Source organism: Ruminococcus sp. J1101004sp1_RTP21198st1_B9_RTP21198_201120 (assembly GCF_040924245.1).
GTDB classification, from domain to species: Bacteria; Bacillota; Clostridia; order Lachnospirales; family Lachnospiraceae; genus Blautia_A; species Blautia_A faecis.
Genome location: NZ_JBCOMI010000010.1, coordinates 35613 through 59314, shown reverse-complemented (window position 1 = coordinate 59314; position 23702 = coordinate 35613). Strand labels below are relative to the sequence as shown.

Sequence of the window (23702 nt, the reverse complement as noted above, 5' to 3'; positions counted from 1 at the left end):
TATCTCTTTGTGCTTTTTTGTAATTATTCAGAAGGCAGTATTTTGCGAGATATTTTTTGTGAACATAGTTCACAGTTATACGTTTTCTTTTTATGTCTCATACCAGTACTCGAATCCATTCATATACCTGGTTTTCTCATAACAGAGTACATATTTGGAAACTGCTGTAAATTCCGCTGCTGGCGGTGGCAGAACATCGCGTAAAAGCTGGGGAAGCATTTCTGTAAACTTCACTTCCAGAATCAGTTTTCCAGGTTCCAGCACAGACAAAGCAGGCAATCCAGGATCAAAAATATCATAACTGCCAATAGCCGCTCTCACATCTGAATCAAAGGTGATCCTTACCGTTCCGGCATCCAGGATCCAGGGAATCCGTTCGTAATCCACAATGGTCCTTGGCCGCATCATATTGCAGGTACATTCTATGTAAAATTCCCGGCATAGAGAGTGGGGACTGTACAAAAGGAACGCATAGTCCCCCTTCAGGATTTTCTCCACCTCTTCTCTTGTAAGCGGTGCACTCTCTTTGTAAATATAACTTCCAAACTTCTTTTTCCGCTCCAGTTTGATAAATTTGTCATTATTGTTATAAATCCGGATCCTGTATTTTTTTCGCATCAGTACACCGGCTTCCTTTTCCGCATATGCACTATTCCAGTAATCGTCAAAATACAGACTGCGGATACAATATCCCCCTTCCCCGGCATGGGGATCCGGCTGTAGAAATGGCTTCAGCCTGAGCATAAGCATTTCTTTTTCACTGGTACTGATCAGATACTTCCATTCATTTCGAAATGCTTCCCTGCTTTTATTCCTCATAAATATCTTCCTCGATCTGACCATCTTCCGTTACATAAATGCACCTCATGCCATACTGCTTTCCTTCATCTGTAACATAATAGTCAAAAGCATCCTGTGTTTTTCCCTTTTCATTGGTTGCACGCACACGGATAAAATACTGTCCTGCTTCCGGAAGCTCCAGCTCCGTTTCCGGGATCATAAGACCATCCTGTGTATAGATCACATCCTGAAAAAGATAATCCTTTGCTATCTCTACAGAATAAGTAATATCCTCCGCGTCAAAGGAATAGGAATTATCCCAGTTTATTTTCATTTTATTTCCCTCTGCAACAGGAACACCAATATAAAACGGCATAGGCTTACTAAGACTTTCTACATAGAGCTGATAATTTTTTTCTATTTCTTCCGGAAGTGATGCAGCAAGCTCATCGTATTGTTCACTGGTAAGAGGTGCATAAAACACATCCGGCATCTCATAAAGATACGGCTTCACCACAGTCTTGTATTTTTCAATCATAGTGCCCAGTCTCTCTTCACTGAGATATTCTTTCAGATCCAGAATGGCCTCATCCAGCTTTTCCCGGAAACGCTCTGATTTCAGACATCTCTGGAACAGTACATTTCCCCAATAGTTACTAACGCCGGATTCCCAGCTTTTCTGATCACTAAAACCGGTTATCTTATATTCAGGTCTCATCAGACTGCCATCATTATCCCAGGGAATAAAATACCAGGTATCTGAATTTAATGGACTATATAAATACACGTTTCGGCTCTGGGTATCCACATTTCCCATCAAAATCTGAAATCCCATCCAATATGTAATATTTTCCTCATCAAAGTATTCTTCCAGAACCGTGTCAATTGGTATACTGTAGTCATTTACTGCTTCAAGCATCTGAATCAGTTTCCTATGATCGGTACTTCCCTTTATCTCTAGCAATTTTTCAAAAGCAGCACTGTCGTAGGATGGATCATCCTGGAGTTTTATCACATCTTCATATCTGTAAAATTCAAAAGAATTAATTTTATAAAGCTGTCCATTGGAATCCAGTCCATGATTCTTCAATCCAGTCTTATTCAGCTGCTCTACCTGGGTATACAAGCCATAGTCCTCAAATTCAGCGTCAGCAGAACCATCTGTGGTATCTTTTACATACAGATGGACGAACTGTGTTCTCAGACTGATCAGCTGGGGAATGCCCTTCAGCAGGTCATAGGCGAGCTTGTTCCGAAACCGCATTCCTTCTGTCATATGCTTGTTCAGATTAATGGTTCTCTGCCCGCGCCAGGTTCCTTTATTTTTCTTCAGCTCAATCTTATAGTTTTTCTGGGCATTCCGGCTTGAAGTCTGCCCACGGATCTGTACCGTGGCATTGGGAATATTCTCCCCATATCCTACCATTCCCTCTGTCGGACCATTCTCATTCCCTATCTGTAAAAGTGCAGCCGCCTGATATCTGTCTACTCCCATCTCTTCATAATCATAGACAGAATAACTATTGATTTCTTCCCATGTATGATCTGTATTTTCTGAAGAATTCCCCTTTGAAACAATGAGGTACATGGTAACCACGCTGGTATCGTCATCGTTTTCATAAAGACTGTCCTTATCTCTTAAATGAACCTGGTCAATATCCCGGGATTCTGCTTTTTTTATCTCCTGTGACGTTTCGGATGCTGTCGGTTCTTCTGTATCTGTGCTCTCATTTTTTTCTTCCGGCACTACATCTCCATTTCCTATACAGCCTGCGAATAAAGACATGGTCATACTTCCGGCAAGAATACATGCAAGTTTTCTATATTTTTTCACTGTTCTGACTCCTTTCCAGTTTTTTGCTGAGGAAAAAACCAAGTCTGGAAAACTTTCCTCTTTTTTCCCTGGCCACCACAGGCTGTACACTCAAAATATAATAGGGCAGCCTCTTTGTGTAATAGTCCAGACGAAAGGCTGCAATCAGAAAAAACACTGCGCTGCCTGTGAGAAACCCGAAACCATAATATACTCTTGGGAAAAACAGGGATATTACTGTAAACAGCACAGTTCCTCCTGCAAAACATCCGGAGGCCGCCAGCGCTCCTTTGTAATCTGTAAAATATAAAAGCAGCAGAAGTATGGTATTTGCCACTGCATAAATGCCATATCCCACGCAGAGGGTTCTGAAATACCCTTCCATAAGATCGTTAAACCCAAGCGGCACATACTCCAGGAGCAGTCCGCCAAGAGAAATAGCAAGTGCTGTAGCAAGGAGCTGCTTCAAGGCCGTGTATTTCAATTCCACATTCAATACCTTTAACATTTCCTCACCTGCCTGGGTAATATCTCCTACAGCACCTTTATCATTAAATAAACTGTAGTAATTTTTATATTTCGGATAAAAATTCACCTCCACAGAAACCACAAAGTTTACTGTTGTTACCAAAATCGTAAGAAATGCCACAAGAGCTGGCACATCATGGTAGGGTGCACCAACAAACAGTCCCTGCACCTGTACCTGAAGCGGTCCGACCCACATGATCACCAAATGGGCAAACAGTCCAATATTGATAAAAAAACCGGTAAATGCCAGAGGCAGAAACTGATCCACCCATCTTAGGAAAAGGAAGGCACCCTTTTCCCCTTGGGGAAAATACTGATACAAAAGGATCACATCCCACAAAAGCATCACTCCATATCCCACAGCCACTGCAATCAGAAGAGCTTCCACATGGGGAATTCCCAGCATCAGCAATACCCAGCCGGATATAAATGTGATCACAATAGCAGCTGTAAATGACAGCATGATTCCTCTGTAATCTTTGATTGCAGTGAGATAACTCATTGCATTCCAGGTAACGGTCAGCTCTCCAAAAAGCCACAGACACAGCAATCCGTCCAGAAGTCCTGCTCCGGAAAAGATAAGGAAAATTCCATACAGGATCCCGCCGGCCACCAGCATGATCCCTGTAGAGCCCCAGAAAGAAGGCAATACCATATCGTATTTTTCTTCGTACAGCATATCCGCAATAAACCTGGTAACTACCATAGACAAAAAACTGGTAACTGTCAGGGAAAACAAAAGGGTATACGTGATCATACACACCAGAAGTTCCCGGCTGTGTCTGCTGCCTCCTGTTTTATCACAAAGATACATAACACCAAGAAGCAATACAATTCCAAGAAGCATTGGACCGGTACATACGACTCCCGCATATCCGTAAGCTCTGAAGGAAGCAAACAGTCCCCGGCTGTTAAACAGTTTTTTTAGTTCAAATCCGATTCCGGCCATTCTTTTGTATCACCTCCTCATAAAGCTCCCTGTACAGACGGATCATGCGTTCCTGTCTGTAATAAGCCTTTACCCGCGCCTGTCCATTTTTCCCCATACGAAGCCGCCTGCTTCTGGATTCACACATCTTCTCCATGGCAAGAGCCAGTCCGTCACGGTACATAGGTGCCACATAATAGCCTGCCTTTCCATACACATCCTCTTCCTTTCCCTCCAGAAGTTCCCGACAGCAGCCTACATCTGTGGTAACACAGGGACGTCTTGCAGCAAAGGATTCCAGCACAGACAGGGGCTGTCCTTCTGAAATGCTGGTAAGGATGGTAAAATCCAGTTTCTCCATATATTTTACAATGTCCACACGCCCTGTAAATATAATGTTTTCCAGCTTCAGCTGTTTCACCAGCTCGTAACATTCCTGTGCATATTCTTCATCATCGACTCCTCCCATAATGTGAAGGCGTACATTTTTTACATGTGCAGACAGTTCAAAAAAAGCGTAGATCATGGTCTTGATATCTTTGATAGGAGCAAGCCTTACTACTGCTCCAATATCTACCCAGCCATCCTCTTCTTTCAAAGGGATTCCGGACAACCTGTCATAGTCGATCCCATTTTCAATAACCCGGCACTTCCCAGGTGCACAGCCCATCTGAATCTGAGTGCGCATTGCATTTGTAAAAAGACAGGTCACACGAAATGCCCTCTGATAGATCATATCTGACAGCATATAAAAGAAAGCGATCCACTGTTTCTTAAAGGATGGAACCACCCACTTGGCACGGATAATCTCCTCCTCTCTTTCCCTTGTATAAATTCCATGTTCTGTAAGAAGAACATCCTTTTTGTACACATAGCCGCCCAGACAGGCCAGAAGTCCGCCGTACCCGGTACATATGGCATGATACACATCCGCCTCTGGCACTTCACTTCCCATAAGATACAGAACAGGAAGAAGCATGGAACGCATGGTGTGAAAGGCATCTGCAAAAGCAATATACGGATACTGTTCTTTACAGATTTTTATAAGGAGATCAAGGAAAGTCTCACTTTTCAAAAAAGCCATAGGGTTTAAATGTTTATCATGATACAGGGAAAACAACGTCTCCCAGTCCGGTCTCCTCATCTGCATCAGCTCGCTCAGACTTTCTAGTTCTTTTTCGGAAAAAATATGGGACATTTTCCCCTTTTCTTTCACCTGGAGCGCATCATCCAGAAAAACCTCATGAACCTCCACAACATTCTCTGGAAGTTCATAGACAAATTTTCCTCTTTTTTCTGCATTTGCACCAATAACCCAGAGCACAAATTCATGCTCCTGCATCTGATTGATATACTGGTGCATCCATGTGGAAACACCGCCGAACACATAAGGATAACACCCTTCCAAAACCAGACAGATTCTCACTGTTTTCTCCTTTTATCTGCATTTTCAATACATATGTTTATGTTACCAATAGTAAAAGACCTTTTGACACTGCTGTCATTATATTTATTCGAACTCAATGTACACATCTTCCTGTTCTGCGCTCAGCAAATACAGATTCCCAGCAGCCTGAGTCAAGTCTCCACCAGTCACACGCACCGGAGTTCCTTTATTCATTCTCACCATCAGATACGCCTGATCGTAAAAATTTCCCAGATGAAGATGCACTTTCTTGTCTGTAATGTATTTCTCCACGGTCAGGGCACCATATCTTTCAATGGCACCGGATAGCTGGGAGCCTGTAAGATTTCGAAGTGCCGGTGCTGCTTCATTCAGCCAGGTCATGTATTCATCCAGACGTTTTTTCAGCTTTTCCCAGCCAAGGGCAGCGCCTCTGTCCTCATCCAGAAGGTCATCCGGATGCATAAAATGTGTATTTACAAAATGCATATTCAACTCAGACAAAGCAGCCATCTGCATATAATCGTCAATGATCGCACCGGAAATAATACGCGGCTGTTCTACGATTCCATCTTCAGCCACTTCAAACTCCTGCACATAAGCATAGTCGCCGGAAAAATAATTGCTGGCAATAGTACGGATCTTGGGATACAGGGAACCCAGCAGTTTCCTTCCCGCTTCTGACAAAACATTAGAAGGAGGAACATAAACAGACATGGTAGTCTCCGGAAACATTTCCTTTCCAAAATCCATCAGCTCTTTCATTGCTTTTTCCATGGCAGAAAAGCTTGTCCAGGTCTTATAGGGAAGTGCATCTCCATAATCCGTGTCTGACAAGCTGAGCGGCTGATGATTATAACCGTGATAACCCAGTTCCCCGCCCTGATGAAGGATCATATTTCCAAAATACTGGAACCGCTGTACATCATCCTGGCGTTCCGTCTCTCCGTCTGTTTCATCCTCATAATTTTCTATTATAACTCCTGTATATTGCACATTGTGAGCCGTAGCAAGGGCGATCATATCCGGCCACCAGATATTGGTATAGAAATCTGCAATACTGGTGCCATAATCCCTTTTTACATAAGTTCCATCTCCATTTGGAACAGGGGAGGGAAAATCATCCAGATAAAAGACGGATCCGTTGATCACCGGATATACCCCCACATCTGTAAGAAGACTGTAGGATGCAGCAAAAAAGCCTCTGAAAGCTTTTTCATAAAACCCAAAATTATCTACTACAAACTTTCCGTTTCCATAATCAGCTTCCCAAATCAAAGGAACGCCTGACGTATCATCTGCCCAGGCGTATACCCTTGCACGCTGACTCAGCTCCACTGCCCAGGCCGATTCGTAGCCGTCTGTGACTTTGTATGCTTTTCCGCCTCCGACGAGAAACTCACTGTCGAAATAAATGCTGTTTACCATGGCATCTGTGTAACCTGAGGATACAATTCCAAGCTTCTGCTCAATAAGGGATACATAAGTATCCTTTTGAAGAGTAAGGGCGAACATGGCACTTCCGCCTTCTTTTACCCAGTCGCTGATCTTCAGCACATTTTCTTTCAGCGGACTTAAATCGCTTAAAAGAACGACCACAGTCTCATAATCAGACAGATCATCCGGTATACTTTCATGATTTACATCAACCAGATCAGTACCCACCTTCATGTCCTTAAAGATCTGCTCGAACTGGATCCACGCCATGGTGCTGTTCGCCTGACTGCTGTCTGTAAGAACAAGGCAGGTTGGCTTTAGTGTCTTTATCGCAGTTTCTTCCGTAACCACTTTATCTGCATCCAGATAAGTCAGTTTCTTTGCCTTTTCCCGGTAGGACAGACCGGATCGTTCTGCAAACAGAATGGCTCCTATAAGCAGAAAACAGCCCAGGATCACCAGAATTCCCTTAAATTGAAAAGCTTTCACTTTTTTGATCCATCCAGCCAAAATCCCAGTGCCTCCTTTCCTCTGGAAGAAAGATAGATATGCTCTTCCTTCAATGCCTGTAAGCTCTGTTTCAGTTCTTTCCCCATTTTCCGTTCTGCCAGATACCGAATTTTCCAGATCCAGTATTCTTCACCTCTGTGCCAGTTCTGATCCATGATTTTCAATATTTTTTCTGCCAGAAAAAAATCCCTTTGCACCATAAGATTTTCCATCAGGCAGACACAGGTATGGAGATTCACCTTTTGTTCCAGCTGTTTTAACAAAAGCTGGGTATACTGGTTTCTGTAAATCTGTTCCATCTGCTTCTCCATAAAGCCCTGACTCAGATATTCTTTCAGGAAATCACAGTACTCCTCCAGAATAACAGGATCATCTGGATCATTCGTATATTTTTTCTCAATTTTTTGTAATCTGTAATCATATTCTTTGAACAGTTCCACCATGGCTGTAATCGCATAATGGACTACCTCCACATCCTCATTCATTCGTGCCTGCTTTAATAATTCCACATATTCCCCCGGGTTATCATTCAGAACGTTCATGATCAGTTCCCGGCGCCTGGAAGAATCATTCAGAAGAAGGGCCTCCTCCAGAGGAACCACATCCCTGTCATTTTCCTCCATGGCCGGAAACATGTTCTTATAAATTTCCTCGTTAACCCTGAGCTTTTCAACTCCCACTGTTTTCACCTGATCCGTACCGGAAAAAAGCTGAAAATGTATGAGCAGGACACACACCGGTCCCCAGACTGGTACAAATACGGCAAGAGACAGCATGTACATCTTTGCTTTCAGAAATCCTGTGCGTATTCCTGACCAGATCAGTATGCAGATGATCAGATGAATCGCCAGTGCCGTGATTCCAATTGCTGTTTTTGTCATGATTCCACTCCTGCTGTCTCTTTTCCTACCGGAACATCAAGCACCTTTCCCTCAAATCCATTTCTTTTCAGACGTTCAAGGATGACTGGCAATGCCTTGTCATCTGCCTGGGTCAGGATCAGATACAACTCCCCTTCTGGAGAAATACCACGGATATCGTTTTCTCTGATACAGCGGTCCAGTGCCTCATCCGCATCCTCAATGGTCATATTCCCATACTTCAGTTTCAGAAGGATATAGGATGCCATCTTCTGCTCACGCATAGAATGCTGAAGTTCCAGACTTTTTTCAAAGTATTCCGGCTTCAGGATCCTCGTATTCTCTACATATTTCTTGTATTCCGTGGCTTCCTGATATTCAAGAGCACGTAAAAGTGATGTTTCTACCAGACCACATAAAATCTGAAACAGATTCATATAGTATAAAGTCAGCTGTCCGTTTTTTACCTCCTGAATACAGATCAACATCACCAGACTGCCTTCTTTCCGGATACCAGCCATATACATGGGATAACCTTTTATAAAATCCCGATTTGCCCATACCTGCCCTTTTTCCAGGGTTTCCAGGGCAAGCGTATACTCACTTAATCTGACAGAAGCAGAGTACATTCCCTGAGACTTGGGAGATGCAGCTTCCAGCCTGCCATAGCCGTTTTTCTGACTGAGGGAATAAAACGCAAAGGTTTCATTCTCCAGAACCTCTTCCATAATGTGCATCGTTTCAATAAACAATTCCTCTGGCTGTACAATATCCAGCTTCCTGGTAATGTCAAAAATCTTTCCAAAGCTGTCTTTACTGCCCAGAATTTGTTTTTTGTATCTTTTTTTGTCCTGAAGGGTCGCCTGGTACAGATCACGCATAAAGAGAAATTTTTCCCGGATCAGCTGATTCTCCTCTGATATAAATTCCAGATTTTCCCTGTTTTTCATTCGCACATAACCACACACGGCACCTGCAGCAAAATAAAAGATAAATGGGATCCAGTTAGCTGGTTCGTAAAAAAGGGTATACCACTTTGTTCCCTGGCTTTCATATGCCAGAAGCAAGGATACTGTCTGGGCTGCTGCTCCGGCAATTCCATATCCCAGACCGTAAAGACTTCCAAACAAGACAATAAACACAAGACGCAGATCAATCATCTTAAACTGAGCCTGATTTCCCAGAAGACGCTGCAAAAATTCGAACGCCAGAAAGCAGACCACAAACTCACATACCCGCAGCCATCTTTGGTTCTGATTGAAAAGTCTGGTAAGCCAGCTTACTTTTCCCCCATTGTTTTTTGTGTATTCATTATATTCTTTATACATTTCCGAAATATGATCTAATACTGAAATCTTTGGAAACCAGTTATAGTTTGTTCGGATCTGTCTGTCGTCTTCTTTTATTTTTTCTACAACGGCACTGCTTTTATAGATAATGGAGACCGGGGATAAAACCTTTTTCAGTTCTTCGGTCACATCCTGAAAACAGATGTCAAATACATCTGGAACATTCAATACCTCTTCCTCATCATTCCAGTTATCAAAAAGCTTGTACATCAGTTCTGCCAGATCCATAGAATATAAAAAACAGGCTTTCTGCTCCGGAGCTTCCTGGAAAAACAGCTTCTGGCTCTCTTTCGAAGCTTGGAAAATTCTGTAAAAGAAATCTTTTTTATAGGTTCCGGAATATAAATAGGGTACTCGCAGTATTTTCACCGTCAGACCGTACAGTCCCGCATAGCGTCTGCACACATCCTCTGCATTTTGTACCAGCAGAGTCTTACCTGTTGGTACATCATACATTCCCTCTGGTCCTGTCACGTAAAGGAAGTGGCTTTGAACCCCTTTCCTGCAGTATTGCAGGATCTTGCGCAGATTCTCTGCTTCCCCTTCCAGTTCTCCATGTAAGGTCAGATAATTAGAAAAGTATACCACAGCTTCAAATTCGTATGTCCGAAAAATATCTCCAAATTCCAGTTCCGTCCTGGGAAATGGTCTGGAAATGAGTTCCCTTCTCCGGACTGTCTTTAGCATTTTATTTCCAAGTACCATCACCTGACATTCTGGAAATGCTTCTTCTACAAATTCTTCTGTCACATAACCGGTATTCCCGGCCAGCAAAACCTTCATATCCTTCTCTCCTGTTATCCTTTAAAATCTCTTCTGTCTGTTTAGGATACCTTATTTCGGTCAAATATCCTATTGACATTTTTACGAAATTTTTTCTAAATTTTACATAATTTTTCTTTCAGATTGCAGACGCACTTCTTCAAGCTTACCTGGGTGCTGATGTCCATTGTGGTTTTGTGTCTGATTGCCATGGGGCTATATGGAGTTCTCTCTTTTATTGAAAAACACTATCTGAAAAAGCTTTGATGTGAAATGCACCCAGAAAATCCGGCCTATTTTTACAGAAAAAGGAAGGGGGACGCGGCAGCTTTCACACGTCTCCCTTCATTATTTACGATAATTCTTCTGCCAGTTTCGTCAGCCATTTCACTGCATTCTCCACATTCTCTGAATTAGCGAGAACTCCGATCTTAACAGGCTCATAGGTCACCTCAAGTTCCTCTGCCAGTTCATCAGAATCAATGGTAATGCTGTATTTGTCATCCTGCTCCCCAAATACCTGGTAAACATCCTCTGGCAAAAGCTCTGTCAGATCCATAAAATACTCATCTTTGAACTCAAAACCGTCCATATAATCTTCGGAACCAATAAGCACATCCACTGCCCTGGCAGATACTTTGGTGGTAAAGGCCATCTGGCTGTAGGATTCCAATGCAACTCCGTCTTCACCGGTGCGCAGGCTTTCGTCTACTGTGACGATTTCATATGGATCATCCTGGATTCCCAGCGCTTTCTCTACCTTTTCTTCGGCTTCCTCCTGCTTCGTTCCGTAGGAGTCAATTACCATAACCGTAAGTGCTGTATGGATCCTGGAATTTTCGTAAAGATCTTTTACAAAAAAGGCTATGGCGATCACCGCCACAATGGCTGCCATCTGAGGCTTATAATAGGCCCAGATATACTGAAGCTTTCCCTTCCAGCCCATACTGGCAAGCTTCATTTTCTCAAGTTCACGCTTCTCTTTCTTCGTCAGATCGGTCTCGTGTTTGTAACGGATGTCGTTCTCATCAATTTTCTGCGGTTCTTCCTGATTTTCGTCTTTTAATTCGATTCTCATACATTCTCCTGTGTTCCATAAGAAAATCCAAGGTCTGATTCCTGCCTCTCTGATCGATCCAGGACTTGCTGTCTTATGTAGTCCTTACCTCTGATTTTCTCTCTGTGATAGTTTTATATTGTAACACGTTTTATATATTTTGAACAGTTTTTCCGAAAGAAAGTCACAGTTCTTTCACACTCTTTATCCCTGTTCACAATCTGCCCCATAACAGCAGGACATTGCCAGGAAACTGCAGCTTTCCGATTACTGTTCCAATATCCTCTTTGAAGGTATTTCATTTTCTCTAACTTCTTCACGCCCTCAGCCAGCTCCCGTCCAGCCTTGCAAGCAGTCTGGCATTGTGATAGGCCATCCGGAGAGTCAGACAGGTTCGTCCCAGATATTTGGTCCCATCCGGAGTTTTCATACAGGCCAGTGCCAGATCCGGAATTCCCGGATTCTGAAGGCAGATTGGGATTAAAAGCTGAATGGAATGGTTATAATACTGAGGAATGGCAGCCTTGTAGTCTGACTCCAGTATCCGTCTGGTCTGCTGTAAGGCTCCATCAAAAAGCTGTACCCGCATGCCGCTCTCCCTCACTGCGGAAGGAAGCCGCTGCACATTTTCCTCATCATCAAAAATATGCTCATACTGAGGCACCACCGGCAGCTTGGTATCAAACACCAGATCGGAAGGATTTTCCACATAGGAAGCCCTGGGCGGCAGATCCGTGATTTTTATTTTTAAAAGCGAGTAGTCTGTATAAAATCCTTCCAGATACCATTTCTGTCTGTCCGGTACTACATTTGGAACAAAATAAGCATAAATTGGCTGATAATACTGATTAAAGAGTCCTGTATGAAAAAGGGCATATTCTTTCTCTTCCCGTACTTTTCCTTCCTCATACAGTCTGCGGAATGTATTTTCCAGATAACCTTTCAGGATCCCGTTATCCCCGGACTGCCCAAAACTCCACTTCTCAGGGGATATCCTGGCCAGGTTCTGGATCTGCCGGTTATAATTACCGCAGTAGGTAAAATCGAATAGGTTCATGTTAACCTCCTGTCCTTTTTTCTTCTCTTCCTTACATTTTATTGTGGAAAAAGACTGACAGAACTGCCAGTTTTAAGATTCATCTTCGGCCCCGCTGACCTTGCTTAAAGGGTAGCACACAGATAAAAAAAGCACAAGGAAAAGCGTTCGCCTCTTTGCGACAGGATCTGCCAGTAATATTCCGCAAGCTGTTCTTTTGTAAGTGTAATAAACCATAACCTGCCTCAAACTTTCCATTGCACCCCAGATAAATTTTCCCTATAATATAATATAACATTTGGCAATCCAGGAGGTGTTTTTTTGAAAAAAGACGGCTACTACTCTTCCGGTCAGTTTGCCCGGATGGCTGGAGTAACACTGCGGACCATCCGCTATTACGACCAGCACGATATTCTGAAACCTTCTCTTGTATCCGAGTCCGGCGCAAGATTTTATACTGACACGGACTTTGCAAGGCTGCAGCAGATCCTGCTGCTAAAATATCTTGGATTTTCCCTGGAGGATATCCGGGAGATGACTATCGAAGACCCGGACAGCCATTTTATGCTCAATGCCCTGAATGTACAGCTGAAGCTTGTACAGGACCGGATTGAACAGATGCAGCTTGTGGAAAAAACACTGAAAGATACTGCCCAGGCCATTTCTGAGGAACATACCGTGGACTGGAGCCGTATGCTGGACCTGATCCATCTGACTGTCATGGAAAAAAGTCTGAAAAATCAGTACCAGAATGCTTCCAACATTTCTTCCAGGATCAACCTGCACAGTCTTTATTCTGTAAACCAGGAAGGCTGGTTTCCCTGGATCTGCCAGCAGTGCCAGATTCATGAGGGAATGAATATTCTGGAGCTTGGATGCGGTGACGGAGCTCTCTGGACCCAGAACTTATCAAAACTGCCAGGGAACATACACATTACCCTTTCTGATATTTCCGAGGGTATGCTCCGTGACGCCAGGCGTGCCATTGGCGGAGAAGATCCCCGTTTTTCTTTCAAAGCTTTTGACTGTCACAACATTCCTCCAAGGATTGGCACCTTTGATCTGGTCATTGCCAATCATGTACTTTTTTACTGTGACGACATTGGAAAGGTGTGCAAAAATGTAACAAAAATCCTGAAGCCAGGCGGACGTTTTCTTTGCAGTACCTACGGTTCCAGACATATGCGGGAGGTCAGCCTTCTAGTCCAGTCCTTCGATGAAAGGATTGCCCTCTCCGCAGATAAACTGTACGAACGCTTTGGCAGGGAAAATGGAACGGATATCCTTTCCCCTTATTTTCAGCAGATTACCTGGAAATCCTATGAGGACGAACTGATTGTCACCGATGCGGAACCTTTAATTTCCTATATTCTCTCCTGCCACGGCAATCAGAACCAGTATCTGCCAGACCGTTACAAGGATTTTCGCGCCCTTGTTAAGAAAAAGACAGAAAATGGGTTCCATATCACCAAGGATGCAGGGGTATTTCTTTGTGAAAAAGTAACAAACTTGAAATAATTGTAAAAAAGGTCTTGAAGGTAACGTAAGGTCACCTTTTATAATGTAGCTACAGACTCAGGTCAGGGCAAACAAATGCTGCCCAAAATCCGGCAGCATTCATGAACGACTACGAAATCATGCACCTGACAGCATAAATCAGATATTGTTCACAATAGGAACAATATAGCAAATCCAACAAAGGAGAACGAAATTATGAAGGGAATTATTTTAGCCGGTGGATCCGGTACCAGACTTTACCCATTGACTATGGTCACATCCAAGCAGCTGCTTCCAATTTATGATAAACCAATGATCTACTATCCAATGTCCGTTCTTATGAACGCAGGGATCCGTGATATCCTGATCATTTCCACTCCACAGGATACCCCACGTTTCAAGGAGCTTCTTGGTGACGGTCATCAGTTCGGCGTATCTCTTACTTACGCTGTACAGCCAAGCCCGGATGGACTTGCACAAGCATTTATCATCGGCGAAGAGTTCATTGGAAATGACACGGTTGCCATGGTTCTTGGAGACAACATTTTCGCAGGACACGGTCTTAAGAAGCGTCTAAAAGCCGCTGTTGAGAATGCAAGCTCAGGAAAAGGTGCTACTGTATTCGGCTACTATGTAGACGATCCGGAACGATTCGGTATCGTTGAATTCGATCAGGAAGGCAAAGCCATTTCCATCGAAGAAAAACCAGAGCATCCGAAGAGCAACTATTGTGTAACAGGTCTTTACTTCTATGACAACAAAGTTGTTGAGTATGCAAAGAACCTGAAACCAAGCGCCCGCGGTGAGCTGGAGATCACAGACCTGAACCGTATTTACCTGGAAAAAGGTCAGTTAAATGTAGAGCTTCTTGGTCAGGGCTTCACATGGCTTGACACAGGTACACATGAGAGTCTTGTAGACGCAACTAATTTTGTAAAAACAGTAGAAACCCATCAGCACCGTAAGATTGCATGCCTTGAGGAAATTGCTTACTTAAACGGCTGGATTTCCAGAGAAGAAGTTATGGAAGTTTACAACGTGCTGAAGAAGAATCAGTATGGTCAGTATCTGAAGGACGTACTGGATGGCAAATATATGGACGTACTTCACTAATTATAAAAATCAAAGGAGAATTATATCATGAATATTATCGTTACCGGCGGTGCCGGATTTATCGGAAGCAACTTCATTTTCCACATGTTAAAAAAATACCCGGACTACCGCATCATCTGTCTGGACTGCCTTACCTATGCAGGTAATCTTTCTACTCTGGCACCGGTTATGGACAACCCAAACTTCCGTTTTGTAAAAGAGAGCATCACAGACCGTGAAGCAGTTTACAAGCTTTTTGAGGAAGAACATCCGGATATGGTTGTAAACTTCGCGGCTGAGAGCCACGTTGACCGTTCCATCGAGAACCCTGAGGTTTTCCTGAACACAAACATCATCGGTACTGCTGTTCTTATGGATGCCTGCCGTAAATACGGAATCAAACGTTACCATCAGGTTTCCACTGATGAGGTTTACGGTGATCTGCCACTTGACAGACCGGACCTGTTCTTCACAGAGGAGACTCCGATTCACACAAGCAGCCCATACAGTTCTTCCAAGGCATCTGCTGACCTTCTGGTACTTGCTTACCACAGAACCTATGGACTTCCTGTATCCATCAGCCGCTGCTCTAACAACTACGGCCCATATCATTTCCCGGAAAAACTGATTCCGCTTATGATCGCCAACGCATTAAATGACAAGCCACTTCCTGTTTATGGAAAAGGTGAGAATGTTCGTGACTGGCTGTATGTTGAGGATCACTGCCGCGCTATCGACCTGATCATCCACAAAGGACGTGTTGGTGAGGTTTACAATGTAGGCGGACACAACGAAATGAAAAACATCGACATCGTTAAGATCATCTGCAAAGAACTTGGAAAACCAGAGAGCCTGATCACATACGTAACAGACCGCAAGGGTCATGACATGCGTTATGCTATTGATCCAACCAAGATCCACAACGAACTGGGCTGGCTGCCAGAAACCAAATTTGCAGACGGTATCAAGAAGACCATCCAGTGGTATCTTGACAACAAGGAATGGTGGGAGACCATTATTTCCGGAGAGTATCAGAATTACTACGAAAAAATGTACGGCAACCGCTAAGGAGGGCTGTTTTTATGAAACTGTTTGTAACAGGTGTGGCCGGTCAGCTTGGTCATGATGTAATGAACGAACTTAACAAACGCGGATACGAAGGGGTAGGCTCTGACCTTGCCCCGGAGTATAGCGGAATTCAGGATAGTACTGCTGTCACCACAATGCCTTATATTTCTGTAGACATTACAGATGCTTCCGCTGTGGAAAAAGCCATTACAGAAGCAGGCGTGGACGGCGTGGTACACTGTGCAGCCTGGACAGCTGTAGATGCAGCTGAAGATGAGGACAAACAGGAAATCGTCCGCAAAGTAAATGTTCTTGGTACTGAAAATATTGCAAAAGTCTGCAAAAAGCTGGGCATCAAAATGATGTATCTTTCCACAGACTATGTATTCGACGGTCAGGGCACCACTCCATGGGAGCCAGACTGTAAAGCCTACAAGCCTCTGAATGTTTACGGTCAGACGAAACTTGACGGAGAGCTTGCAGTTTATAACAATGTTGACAAATTTTTTATTATCCGTATTGCATGGGTATTTGGTAAAAATGGCAAGAACTTTATCAAGACCATGTTAAACGTTGCCAAAACGCATGATACTTTAAAGGTTGTCAACGACCAGATCGGTACTCCAACCTACACCTATGACCTTGCCCGCCTGATGATCGACATGATTCTCACTGACAAATACGGTTACTATCACGCAACCAATGAGGGTGGTTATATCAGCTGGTATGATTTCACTAAGGAAATCTTCCGTCAGGCTGTTGAGCTTGGACATACCGAGTATGCTGAGGATAAAGTAACAGTTCTTCCTGTTACCACCGCTGAATACGGAGTTTCCAAGGCAGCACGCCCATTTAACAGCCGTCTGAACAAAAAGAAGCTGGTAGAAAATGGATTCACCCCTCTTCCAACCTGGCAGGATGCTCTGGCAAGATATTTAAAGGAAATCGAATTCTAATTCACAAAGCAAAGCGCAGTCAATTTCAAAATCAATTGACTGCGTTTTCTTTATAAGTCAAAATCCTGAAGCATTATTGACTCCAGGATTTCATAGTTTTTATTTACTTTCTTCTGCCTTTCTCTCTAGAGCGTGTTTGAAAATGGATTTCATCTATCTGTTCTTCTGATAAGGGCTGGCGCTGTTTTTCCGCTTGTTCTTACTTTTCCGTCTTTTCTGCGGCTTTCTCTTGTTCTCGCCATAATAATCTTCCAGGTATTCCTCAATCACATCTTCCTCGTCCACGCCATACTCATCCAGAATCTCATCAATTTCCTTGTCATCTGCATCAGACAGATCATCATCTAAATCATCATCTTCATACTCTTCCTGATACTTTCTGTACTGCTCCCTGGAAGGATTCTTTTTATCATCACGCTCTTTTTTCCCTCTGCGCTTTGTCTCGTTTTCAACCTCCTCCCAGTCAGCTTCTTCCCGTTTCTGTCGTCTTTCTGGTACTTTACCCAGATCCTCATCTTCATCGTAATCATCGTCATATTTCGGCTTATTAATGGCAAACTGGATCAACATTCCCACAAGGGCGAACCCAATGGAAAAAATGATTCCAAAAGGAATTTCCTCCATTTTTGCCAGCTTGGCAGCAGAAAAGCCACTTAAGATACCACCCAGTATACTGGTTCCCACGATGATCACTTCTCTTTCATAGCGAAGCGCCAGCATTCCAAGACCTACTCCCGCCAGAAGACAGATGAAAAAGCTGAAAGAAGTGGTCGGATGGATAATATATACAGTAATCGTCAGCCCAATTCCTGCTCCCATAATAAAAATACCGGCCTTAAACACTGCAAAGGAAAGAATGGCAAGTACCAGTCCTACACCGATCATTCCCACTGCATAATATACTTTTTCTCCGAATCCGATCTGATGAATGGCAAATAATCCGATTCCTGCTCCAATGAGAAATCCAAAGATCATCATCCAAAATCTTAAAAGACGGTATCCGAGTACACAGTTCATAATTCCAAACACAAGCACTACTCCAAATAAAACCATGGACAAAGTACCTGCGATCTGCATATCCCGAACTCTGTATGCAATATTCATAATATTTTTTAAAATATCAACCATATCTGTTTATACCTCTTCCTTTTAAAACATATAATAGATCGTTTTCATATTTTCCAGAATTCCATAATGATACTCCACCTGACTCATTCCATATATAGTCATATAATATCTTGCAGCCTCCTGAATGGCATCTCCGTTGATCCAGTCTGCTCTGGCCTGTTCAAAAACTTCCTGCGATGAGAATTTAAACCTTACTACTGCAGCCCCATTATTCAGCCTCATCTGACAGTATGCCAGGATCTCCTGATAGTCATAACTGTCAAAGCATCCCTGGTTCAGCACATAAAAATTCATATCTGTTGCAGAACACGCCGGAACCGTAAATTCAGCAGAGGGTGTATATGTCATCTCATACTCCTCCGGGAACGGACACAGATAATCATACAGGATTGTCTTATGTTCTGCAAGCTGGACTGCATCGCCCTCCAGAAATTCCGGCTGGTCACCGTTGGTCGCATCAAAATAGTAATCATTTCCATTCAAAGTGATAATGTTCCAGGCATGTCCCTCTGTACTTCCGGCAGTACTGCCTTCCACGTAAATACAGGGCACTCCAAGATATTCCAGCAGATACTGGGCAGCCCCTGCATATCCGGCACACACTGCCTGCCTCCTCCAAAAGATTCCTGCCATGCTCTGGTCGTCCTCAGATTCCTGATATTCGGCAGTATCGATCAGATAAGTATAAACTGCTTTCGCCTTTTCATAATCATCCGCCCCCTCTGAGACCAATGCACTTACCTCCTGACAGGCATTGTCAGCAGCTGCCTGTATCTCCTGGATTTCCTCATCCGTATAACTGTAACCAGGAGAAAACATACAATAATTGGCATTTGAGAAGGTTGTTTTATATACCTGCTTCCGGTTATGCACCCAGAACAGCTCCGGATGATCCATAAGCACCGCATGGTAAACCTTATTTACAGTGTCATCCTCATAGATCGTAAGGTAAAATTCTTTCTCTTTTGCCCGGATTCCTTCTATTATTTCCCGATAGCCCCGCTGTTCTTCTTCATTCAGCTGACTAAAATAGTATTCCTGGCGCAGTCCCTGTGTGTCGGTATCTGCCACCTCCTGCTTCCGCAGTTCCTGGACTTCTTTCGGCTCTCCGGAAAAAATCTCCGGAGCGTTATCCAGAATTCCCTCTCCCACCTTCACAAACAAATCGTCCGGCTCATACTGCTGCTGATAAACATAGACTCCCAGGGAAATTGCCACTGCAAACAGAAGAATAAAAATAAATTTCCATGGTTTTCTTTTTCTCATTCAGCCTCCTTACCCAAGCTGCCGGATCCGTTCCAGAATATCTCTGGTGTTTTCCCGGAATAAAAGTTCCTTATTGTAGCGGTAATATCTTTCACAGGAATATTCCTGAAGAAAAGCCACTGCAGGACTGCTGGTATTCAGTTCTGTAATAAATACCACAAGTTCCTGTCCGCCCGCAAAAGCACTCTCCATAAAATCAAAAGCATATTCAAGCTGCTTCGCCGCCTTGTCAAAACCATTGTCATATTCTTCTTTTTCCGCATTAAACCAGCCTCTGAGAAGGGAAAAAGCAGACTCGCCATCCTGTACATTTTCTTTCTTCAGATCCATCACATATTTTTCCAGGGTATCCAGAACCTGCTGGTCATGATGGAGGTCCTCCCTGGACAAAAGCCCTGCTTTCTTCTTTGCCAATGAGTCTGACTGGAAGCGGTTCTTTACATCCTCCAGATAAACCAACGGCTGCTCCTTCTGCGCTCCCATAAGAGGCTCTTTCGCCTCTTTTAAAATATCAAAAATGCTGGCAAGCTTCTCTTCTTCTTCCTGCACATTTCCAAAGACTTTGTTCAGTCTGGAAAGAAGAAGTCCGGTGACACTCAGCTTTTCATCAAAGGAAGCATGTGCCGCCTTTTTTACCAGAATATCATCAATATGGCCGCTTAAAACCTCATCGATCTGATAATCCGTACGGTACTTGTAGAAAAGTTCCAGATAGCTGGCGAAATCTCTTGCAATCTGCGGATGCTGGATATACTGGACTACCACGTCCTTATCCACGGTTTTCTCCAGTTTTTCATATACCCGTATCAGTCTGGACAGATCCTCCCATCCTCTTGGAGTAGCAAAATTTTTGCCATCTACTGTGCTCTCCATCTTATAAAAATTAGCCGGTCTTGTATTCAGATAGGAAATCACTGCAGGGTGAACGCCTTTTGCGTAAGCATACTCTCTCCATGCGTCAAAATCCGGCTCCACCTGGATTTTCTTCACACGGTCCATGGTCACCACATCAAATTCACGGACCGATTTATTGTACTCCGGAGGATTCCCGGCAGCTACGATCAGCCAGCCTTCCGGAATCTTGTGGCTTCCAAAGGTTTTACACTGAAGAAACTGCAGCATGGCAGGTGCCAGTGTCTCGGAAACACAGTTGATCTCATCAATAAACAAAATCCCCTCTCGAAGGCCGGATTCCTGGATTTTCTCATAGATGGATGCCACGATCTCGCTCATGGTATATTCTGTAACTGCCATCTCTTTTCCGTCAAAATTCTTTCTGGAAATAAAAGGAAGTCCAATTGCACTCTGTCTGGTATGGTGGGTAATGGTGTAAGAAACCAGTCCCACCTTACATTCCCGGGAAATCTGCTCCATGATCTGTGTCTTGCCGATTCCAGGGGCGCCAATAAGAAAAACAGGGCGCTGGGCCATAACCGGGATTTCATACTCCCCGTATTCATTTTTCAAAAGGTAAGCTTCTATTGTATTGCGTATTTCTTCCTTCGCTCGCTTGATGTTCATAATATTATATTCTCCTCGTCTTTACAGATTGGCTGTATTATTCTAGTGCATGTTTGAAAAAGGCTTTCTGCAAGATGTGCGTCACAATTTGTGGGAGATTTTGTCCGGATGAGGGCGCCGTAGCGGGCTACGGCAACCGAATTCGGGCAAAATATACCGCAAAGTGGGGCGTGCAGATTGCGGGAATGATTTTTCAAACAGGCTCTAATCTACATATCCTGCTTTACATGAGATCTGACACAGAAAGACTTTTTAAACAGACTCCAGGTCCTCTTCATCAAGGATCAGCCTGATCGCCCATGGCGGCACATCAATGTCCTGGTAATCCTCCTTCATAAATACAAAAGCAGTCTCATAAGGAGGCATTTTTGCCGGATAAATTCCAAAACCATCTGTAAAATAAATCAGTCCCCGAAGTTTTGTAAACTTCTTCGCTCTCATAAGCTGTTCCACATAGGCAAAAGCAGGGCGAAAATCTGTGCCGCCCCCTCCTTTCACTGTGAAATGGGACATATATTCCTTCAACTGCATGGCATTTTCAATCACCACATCAGACTGGATTTTCTCATCACACTGAAGAATGTGTACGTGAATCCGCCTGAAAAAGCTCTCAGATTCACTGAGCACACTGTAGGTTTCCTCCAGAAACTTCCGGACAAGCTCTCCTTTACAGGACATGGAAGTGTCAATAACGATCACAAAATCTTCCACTTTCCGCTCTTCTTTCGTTTCTAAGGGCTCGATCAGCGGCATATTGCCATACAGATTCATTCCATAATTGTAAAATATATAATCGAAAGTGTCCATATCAACTTTCATTTCTTCTTTCAAAACAGAAAATTTCCGCAGAAATTCTTTATAATCATAGCGATTTTGATTCTGGGCACGCAGCTGGTCTACCAGAGTTTCTCCGCCTTCTCCCGCTTCTTTTGAAAAAGTTTCCATCTCTGTCTGCATGCGGTTGCGGATGTCGTCCCAGTTCTTTTTCCGCTGGGACATCTGAGGACTGTTTGGATGGTTTTCATACCACTTACCATGGTCATCCTGAGTAAACTCACGGCGCAGCTCCTGCATTTTATTTTCCGGCAAATGAAGAGTCTGAAGCCTTCGGTAAATTCTCTGAGCCGTCATTACCTTTCCCTCTTCCAGTATCAGCTTCAACGCCTGCCTCTTCACCATAGATGCCGGCTGATGCACACATTTCAGATAAAGCCCGTCAATGATATTTTCCACTGTAATGTCACATGCAAGATTCCAGTACTGGACATCCACAGCAGGATTTCCTTCTTCATCCTTCTCTGGAAAACAGTGGAGAAAAATGCAGTGTAAAAGGCTGTGAAGATAGATTCGATTCACCTTTTCCTGGCTTCTCCTGAACTGTTCCATCAGTTCTTCCGGCTGATAGTACAGGACAGTTCCATCCGTTCCAACAGGATGAACGCCCATATCTCCCTGAAAGAAAAGTGCTGACAATGCGCAGTCCATAAAGCGCATATTCAGGTACAACTGGTTTCTGGCACTGGACAAAATATCCTGGCAGATGCTTTCTGCCGCCAACGCACGATCCCAGGCGTCATGTACCGGATTTACCTTGTACAAAGTATTTTGCCCATATGTCGGACTTATCTGGTATGTAGCTTTTCCCCCCTGCGCTTTATATAACGAATCTTCCTCATGTAATGAATTCAATTTTTTCTCTTCTGAACCACTCATAGTTCAAAACTTCTCCTTTTCGATGGAAAATGCAGTCTCTGGTACTCCATAAGCATACTTAAAATCTCCGGAGATTTCACTTTGTCTGCCAGATTTACCAGACCTGTAAACAGTTCTTTCTGCCCAGGTTCCAGGGGATACGTGTGAAGAAGCCATTCCAGCTCTTCTCCTCTTTTCTGACGGATAAAATCAGAAGCAATCTGTTCTATATGCTCCTTCAGGTACTGCTCGTACTGTATTTTCGCCTGTTCTGTCAGCCCTGTCGGCCAGTTCAGTCTGCCATATACCATTTCTCTCAGGAAATCTGATGATTCCTGGGCTCTCGCCATCTCAAAACGCTTGTCATACTCCAGAAAATGAAATACTTTTCCCTGAAAGCAGTTTCTGTAATACAGACCGCTTCCATGCACCTCAGTCATCAATATCCTGGCAGGAGTATTTTCCACACCTTCCTCATAATATTCCGGAAACCAAAGCATGGCTTCCACTTTTCCATATAAATGTACCCGCAGCTCCTCCCCAACTTCTGAAAGGATCTCTTTCAGCCCGGATTGTTCATCATTCATCAAAACTTCCATTCTTCGGATCCTGTGGCACCCTGTAAAAGCTCCACTTCCAAGATCAGTAAAATCACTGGAAAACCATAGCTCTTCCAGATTCCAACAGTTATAAAAACCGTAACGGCCTATTTTCTGAACTCCCAAGGGAATCCGTATGACCTGACAGCTTTTCCCGGAAAAAAGATATTCAGCCAGTTCTGTGACCGGTACTCCGTCGATCTGTTCCGGAATTTCCACAATCTGGGGATCCCCATCAATTTCCATTACTGCAGCATGATCTTCCTTAATATCAAAGGTAAAACCGCTGTCTGTATGTTTTTTCATTTCATACACTCCTGTATATGTGCCTGTAAAAAAAGGCTTGCTATTTTTTCTCATTAATATTAAACTTAATCTATTGCAGTGTTAAAACAGTACTGATGTTCACACTCTATAT

At 43.5% G+C, this 23702-nt stretch carries 20 protein-coding genes; 5 read left to right on the top strand and 15 right to left on the bottom strand.

What is annotated here, in order from left to right; translation table 11 throughout:
- Window positions 1-90: 90 nt before the first annotated feature.
- The 9 genes from AB5618_RS08500 to AB5618_RS08460 form a co-directional block, all read right to left on the bottom strand.
- Window positions 91-819 carry a polyphosphate polymerase domain-containing protein gene (locus AB5618_RS08500; RefSeq protein WP_368366661.1) on the bottom strand — a complete coding sequence of 243 codons (729 nt, stop codon included), beginning with the start codon at window positions 817-819 and terminating at the stop codon, window positions 91-93.
- Window positions 809-2614: a CotH kinase family protein gene (locus AB5618_RS08495; RefSeq protein WP_295260623.1), complete on the bottom strand. Its 1806-nt coding sequence runs from the start codon at window positions 2612-2614 to the stop codon at window positions 809-811. The genes AB5618_RS08500 and AB5618_RS08495 overlap by 11 nt, the downstream gene beginning before the upstream one ends.
- Window positions 2601-4070 (bottom strand): exopolysaccharide Pel transporter PelG, encoded by a 1470-nt coding sequence (pelG, locus tag AB5618_RS08490; RefSeq protein ID WP_368366660.1) that lies wholly within the window; start codon window positions 4068-4070, stop codon window positions 2601-2603. Before pelG ends, AB5618_RS08495 begins: the two co-directional genes overlap by 14 nt.
- On the bottom strand, window positions 4051-5475 hold the full coding sequence (gene pelF / locus AB5618_RS08485) for a GT4 family glycosyltransferase PelF (protein WP_368366659.1): 1425 nt from the start codon (window positions 5473-5475) through the stop codon (window positions 4051-4053). Before pelF ends, pelG begins: the two co-directional genes overlap by 20 nt.
- An 84-nt stretch (window positions 5476-5559) precedes the next feature.
- Window positions 5560-7401, bottom strand: coding sequence for a DUF2194 domain-containing protein (locus AB5618_RS08480; RefSeq protein WP_202030769.1), 1842 nt, complete (start codon window positions 7399-7401; stop codon window positions 5560-5562).
- Window positions 7377-8282, bottom strand: coding sequence for a hypothetical protein (locus AB5618_RS08475; protein ID WP_173735151.1), 906 nt, complete (start codon window positions 8280-8282; stop codon window positions 7377-7379). The genes AB5618_RS08480 and AB5618_RS08475 overlap by 25 nt, the downstream gene beginning before the upstream one ends.
- Complete coding sequence (locus AB5618_RS08470; RefSeq protein WP_173735152.1) at window positions 8279-10393, bottom strand: NAD(P)-dependent oxidoreductase; 2115 nt, start codon at window positions 10391-10393, stop codon at window positions 8279-8281. The genes AB5618_RS08475 and AB5618_RS08470 overlap by 4 nt, the downstream gene beginning before the upstream one ends.
- A 331-nt stretch (window positions 10394-10724) precedes the next feature.
- Entirely contained in the window at window positions 10725-11450 is a 726-nt protein-coding gene (locus tag AB5618_RS08465) for a hypothetical protein (protein ID WP_173735153.1), read from the bottom strand.
- A gap of 295 nt (window positions 11451-11745) precedes the next feature.
- Window positions 11746-12486: a DUF3825 domain-containing protein gene (locus AB5618_RS08460; protein ID WP_173735154.1), complete on the bottom strand. Its 741-nt coding sequence runs from the start codon at window positions 12484-12486 to the stop codon at window positions 11746-11748.
- A gap of 300 nt (window positions 12487-12786) precedes the next feature.
- Between AB5618_RS08460 and AB5618_RS08455 the strand changes: the two genes are divergently transcribed.
- From AB5618_RS08455 to rfbD, 4 genes are all read left to right on the top strand, one after another.
- Entirely contained in the window at window positions 12787-13983 is a 1197-nt protein-coding gene (locus tag AB5618_RS08455; RefSeq protein ID WP_118581366.1) for a methyltransferase domain-containing protein, read from the top strand.
- Between the two features lie 195 nt (window positions 13984-14178).
- Window positions 14179-15075 carry a glucose-1-phosphate thymidylyltransferase RfbA gene (rfbA, locus tag AB5618_RS08450; RefSeq protein ID WP_118581363.1) on the top strand — a complete coding sequence of 299 codons (897 nt, stop codon included), beginning with the start codon at window positions 14179-14181 and terminating at the stop codon, window positions 15073-15075.
- A gap of 27 nt (window positions 15076-15102) precedes the next feature.
- Window positions 15103-16122, top strand: coding sequence for a dTDP-glucose 4,6-dehydratase (gene rfbB, locus AB5618_RS08445; RefSeq protein WP_021926781.1), 1020 nt, complete (start codon window positions 15103-15105; stop codon window positions 16120-16122).
- 14 nt (window positions 16123-16136) lie between these two features.
- On the top strand, window positions 16137-17078 hold the full coding sequence (gene rfbD, locus AB5618_RS08440; RefSeq protein ID WP_173718598.1) for a dTDP-4-dehydrorhamnose reductase: 942 nt from the start codon (window positions 16137-16139) through the stop codon (window positions 17076-17078).
- 153 nt (window positions 17079-17231) lie between these two features.
- On the opposite strand, the gene AB5618_RS08435 is transcribed toward rfbD, so the two are convergent.
- The 4 genes from AB5618_RS08435 to AB5618_RS08420 are packed head-to-tail and all read right to left on the bottom strand — an operon-like array spanning window position 17232 to window position 21148.
- Complete coding sequence (locus AB5618_RS08435) at window positions 17232-18206, bottom strand: DUF4203 domain-containing protein (protein ID WP_173771061.1); 975 nt, start codon at window positions 18204-18206, stop codon at window positions 17232-17234.
- Between the two features lie 21 nt (window positions 18207-18227).
- Window positions 18228-19472, bottom strand: a complete 1245-nt coding sequence (locus AB5618_RS08430; protein WP_173771062.1) for a transglutaminase domain-containing protein — start codon at window positions 19470-19472, stop codon at window positions 18228-18230.
- 9 nt (window positions 19473-19481) lie between these two features.
- Window positions 19482-20993 carry an AAA family ATPase gene (locus AB5618_RS08425; protein WP_173771063.1) on the bottom strand — a complete coding sequence of 504 codons (1512 nt, stop codon included), beginning with the start codon at window positions 20991-20993 and terminating at the stop codon, window positions 19482-19484.
- On the bottom strand, window positions 20990-21148 hold the full coding sequence (locus AB5618_RS08420; protein ID WP_319017278.1) for a DUF6783 domain-containing protein: 159 nt from the start codon (window positions 21146-21148) through the stop codon (window positions 20990-20992). The genes AB5618_RS08425 and AB5618_RS08420 overlap by 4 nt, the downstream gene beginning before the upstream one ends.
- Between AB5618_RS08420 and AB5618_RS08415 the strand changes: the two genes are divergently transcribed.
- Window positions 21080-21286, top strand: a complete 207-nt coding sequence (locus tag AB5618_RS08415; protein ID WP_319017277.1) for a DUF6783 domain-containing protein — start codon at window positions 21080-21082, stop codon at window positions 21284-21286. The two genes, AB5618_RS08420 and AB5618_RS08415, sit on opposite strands and share 69 nt — an antisense overlap.
- On the opposite strand, the gene AB5618_RS08410 is transcribed toward AB5618_RS08415, so the two are convergent.
- Together AB5618_RS08410 and AB5618_RS08405 are read right to left on the bottom strand one after the other, a co-directional pair.
- The gene (locus AB5618_RS08410; protein WP_173771064.1) at window positions 21246-22706 is read right to left on the bottom strand and encodes a VWA-like domain-containing protein; all 1461 of its coding nucleotides are present in this window, start codon (window positions 22704-22706) and stop codon (window positions 21246-21248) included. The genes AB5618_RS08415 and AB5618_RS08410 overlap by 41 nt on opposite strands.
- Window positions 22703-23590 (bottom strand): leucine-rich repeat protein, encoded by an 888-nt coding sequence (locus AB5618_RS08405; RefSeq protein WP_173771065.1) that lies wholly within the window; start codon window positions 23588-23590, stop codon window positions 22703-22705. Before AB5618_RS08405 ends, AB5618_RS08410 begins: the two co-directional genes overlap by 4 nt.
- Between the last annotated feature and the right edge of the window lie 112 nt (window positions 23591-23702).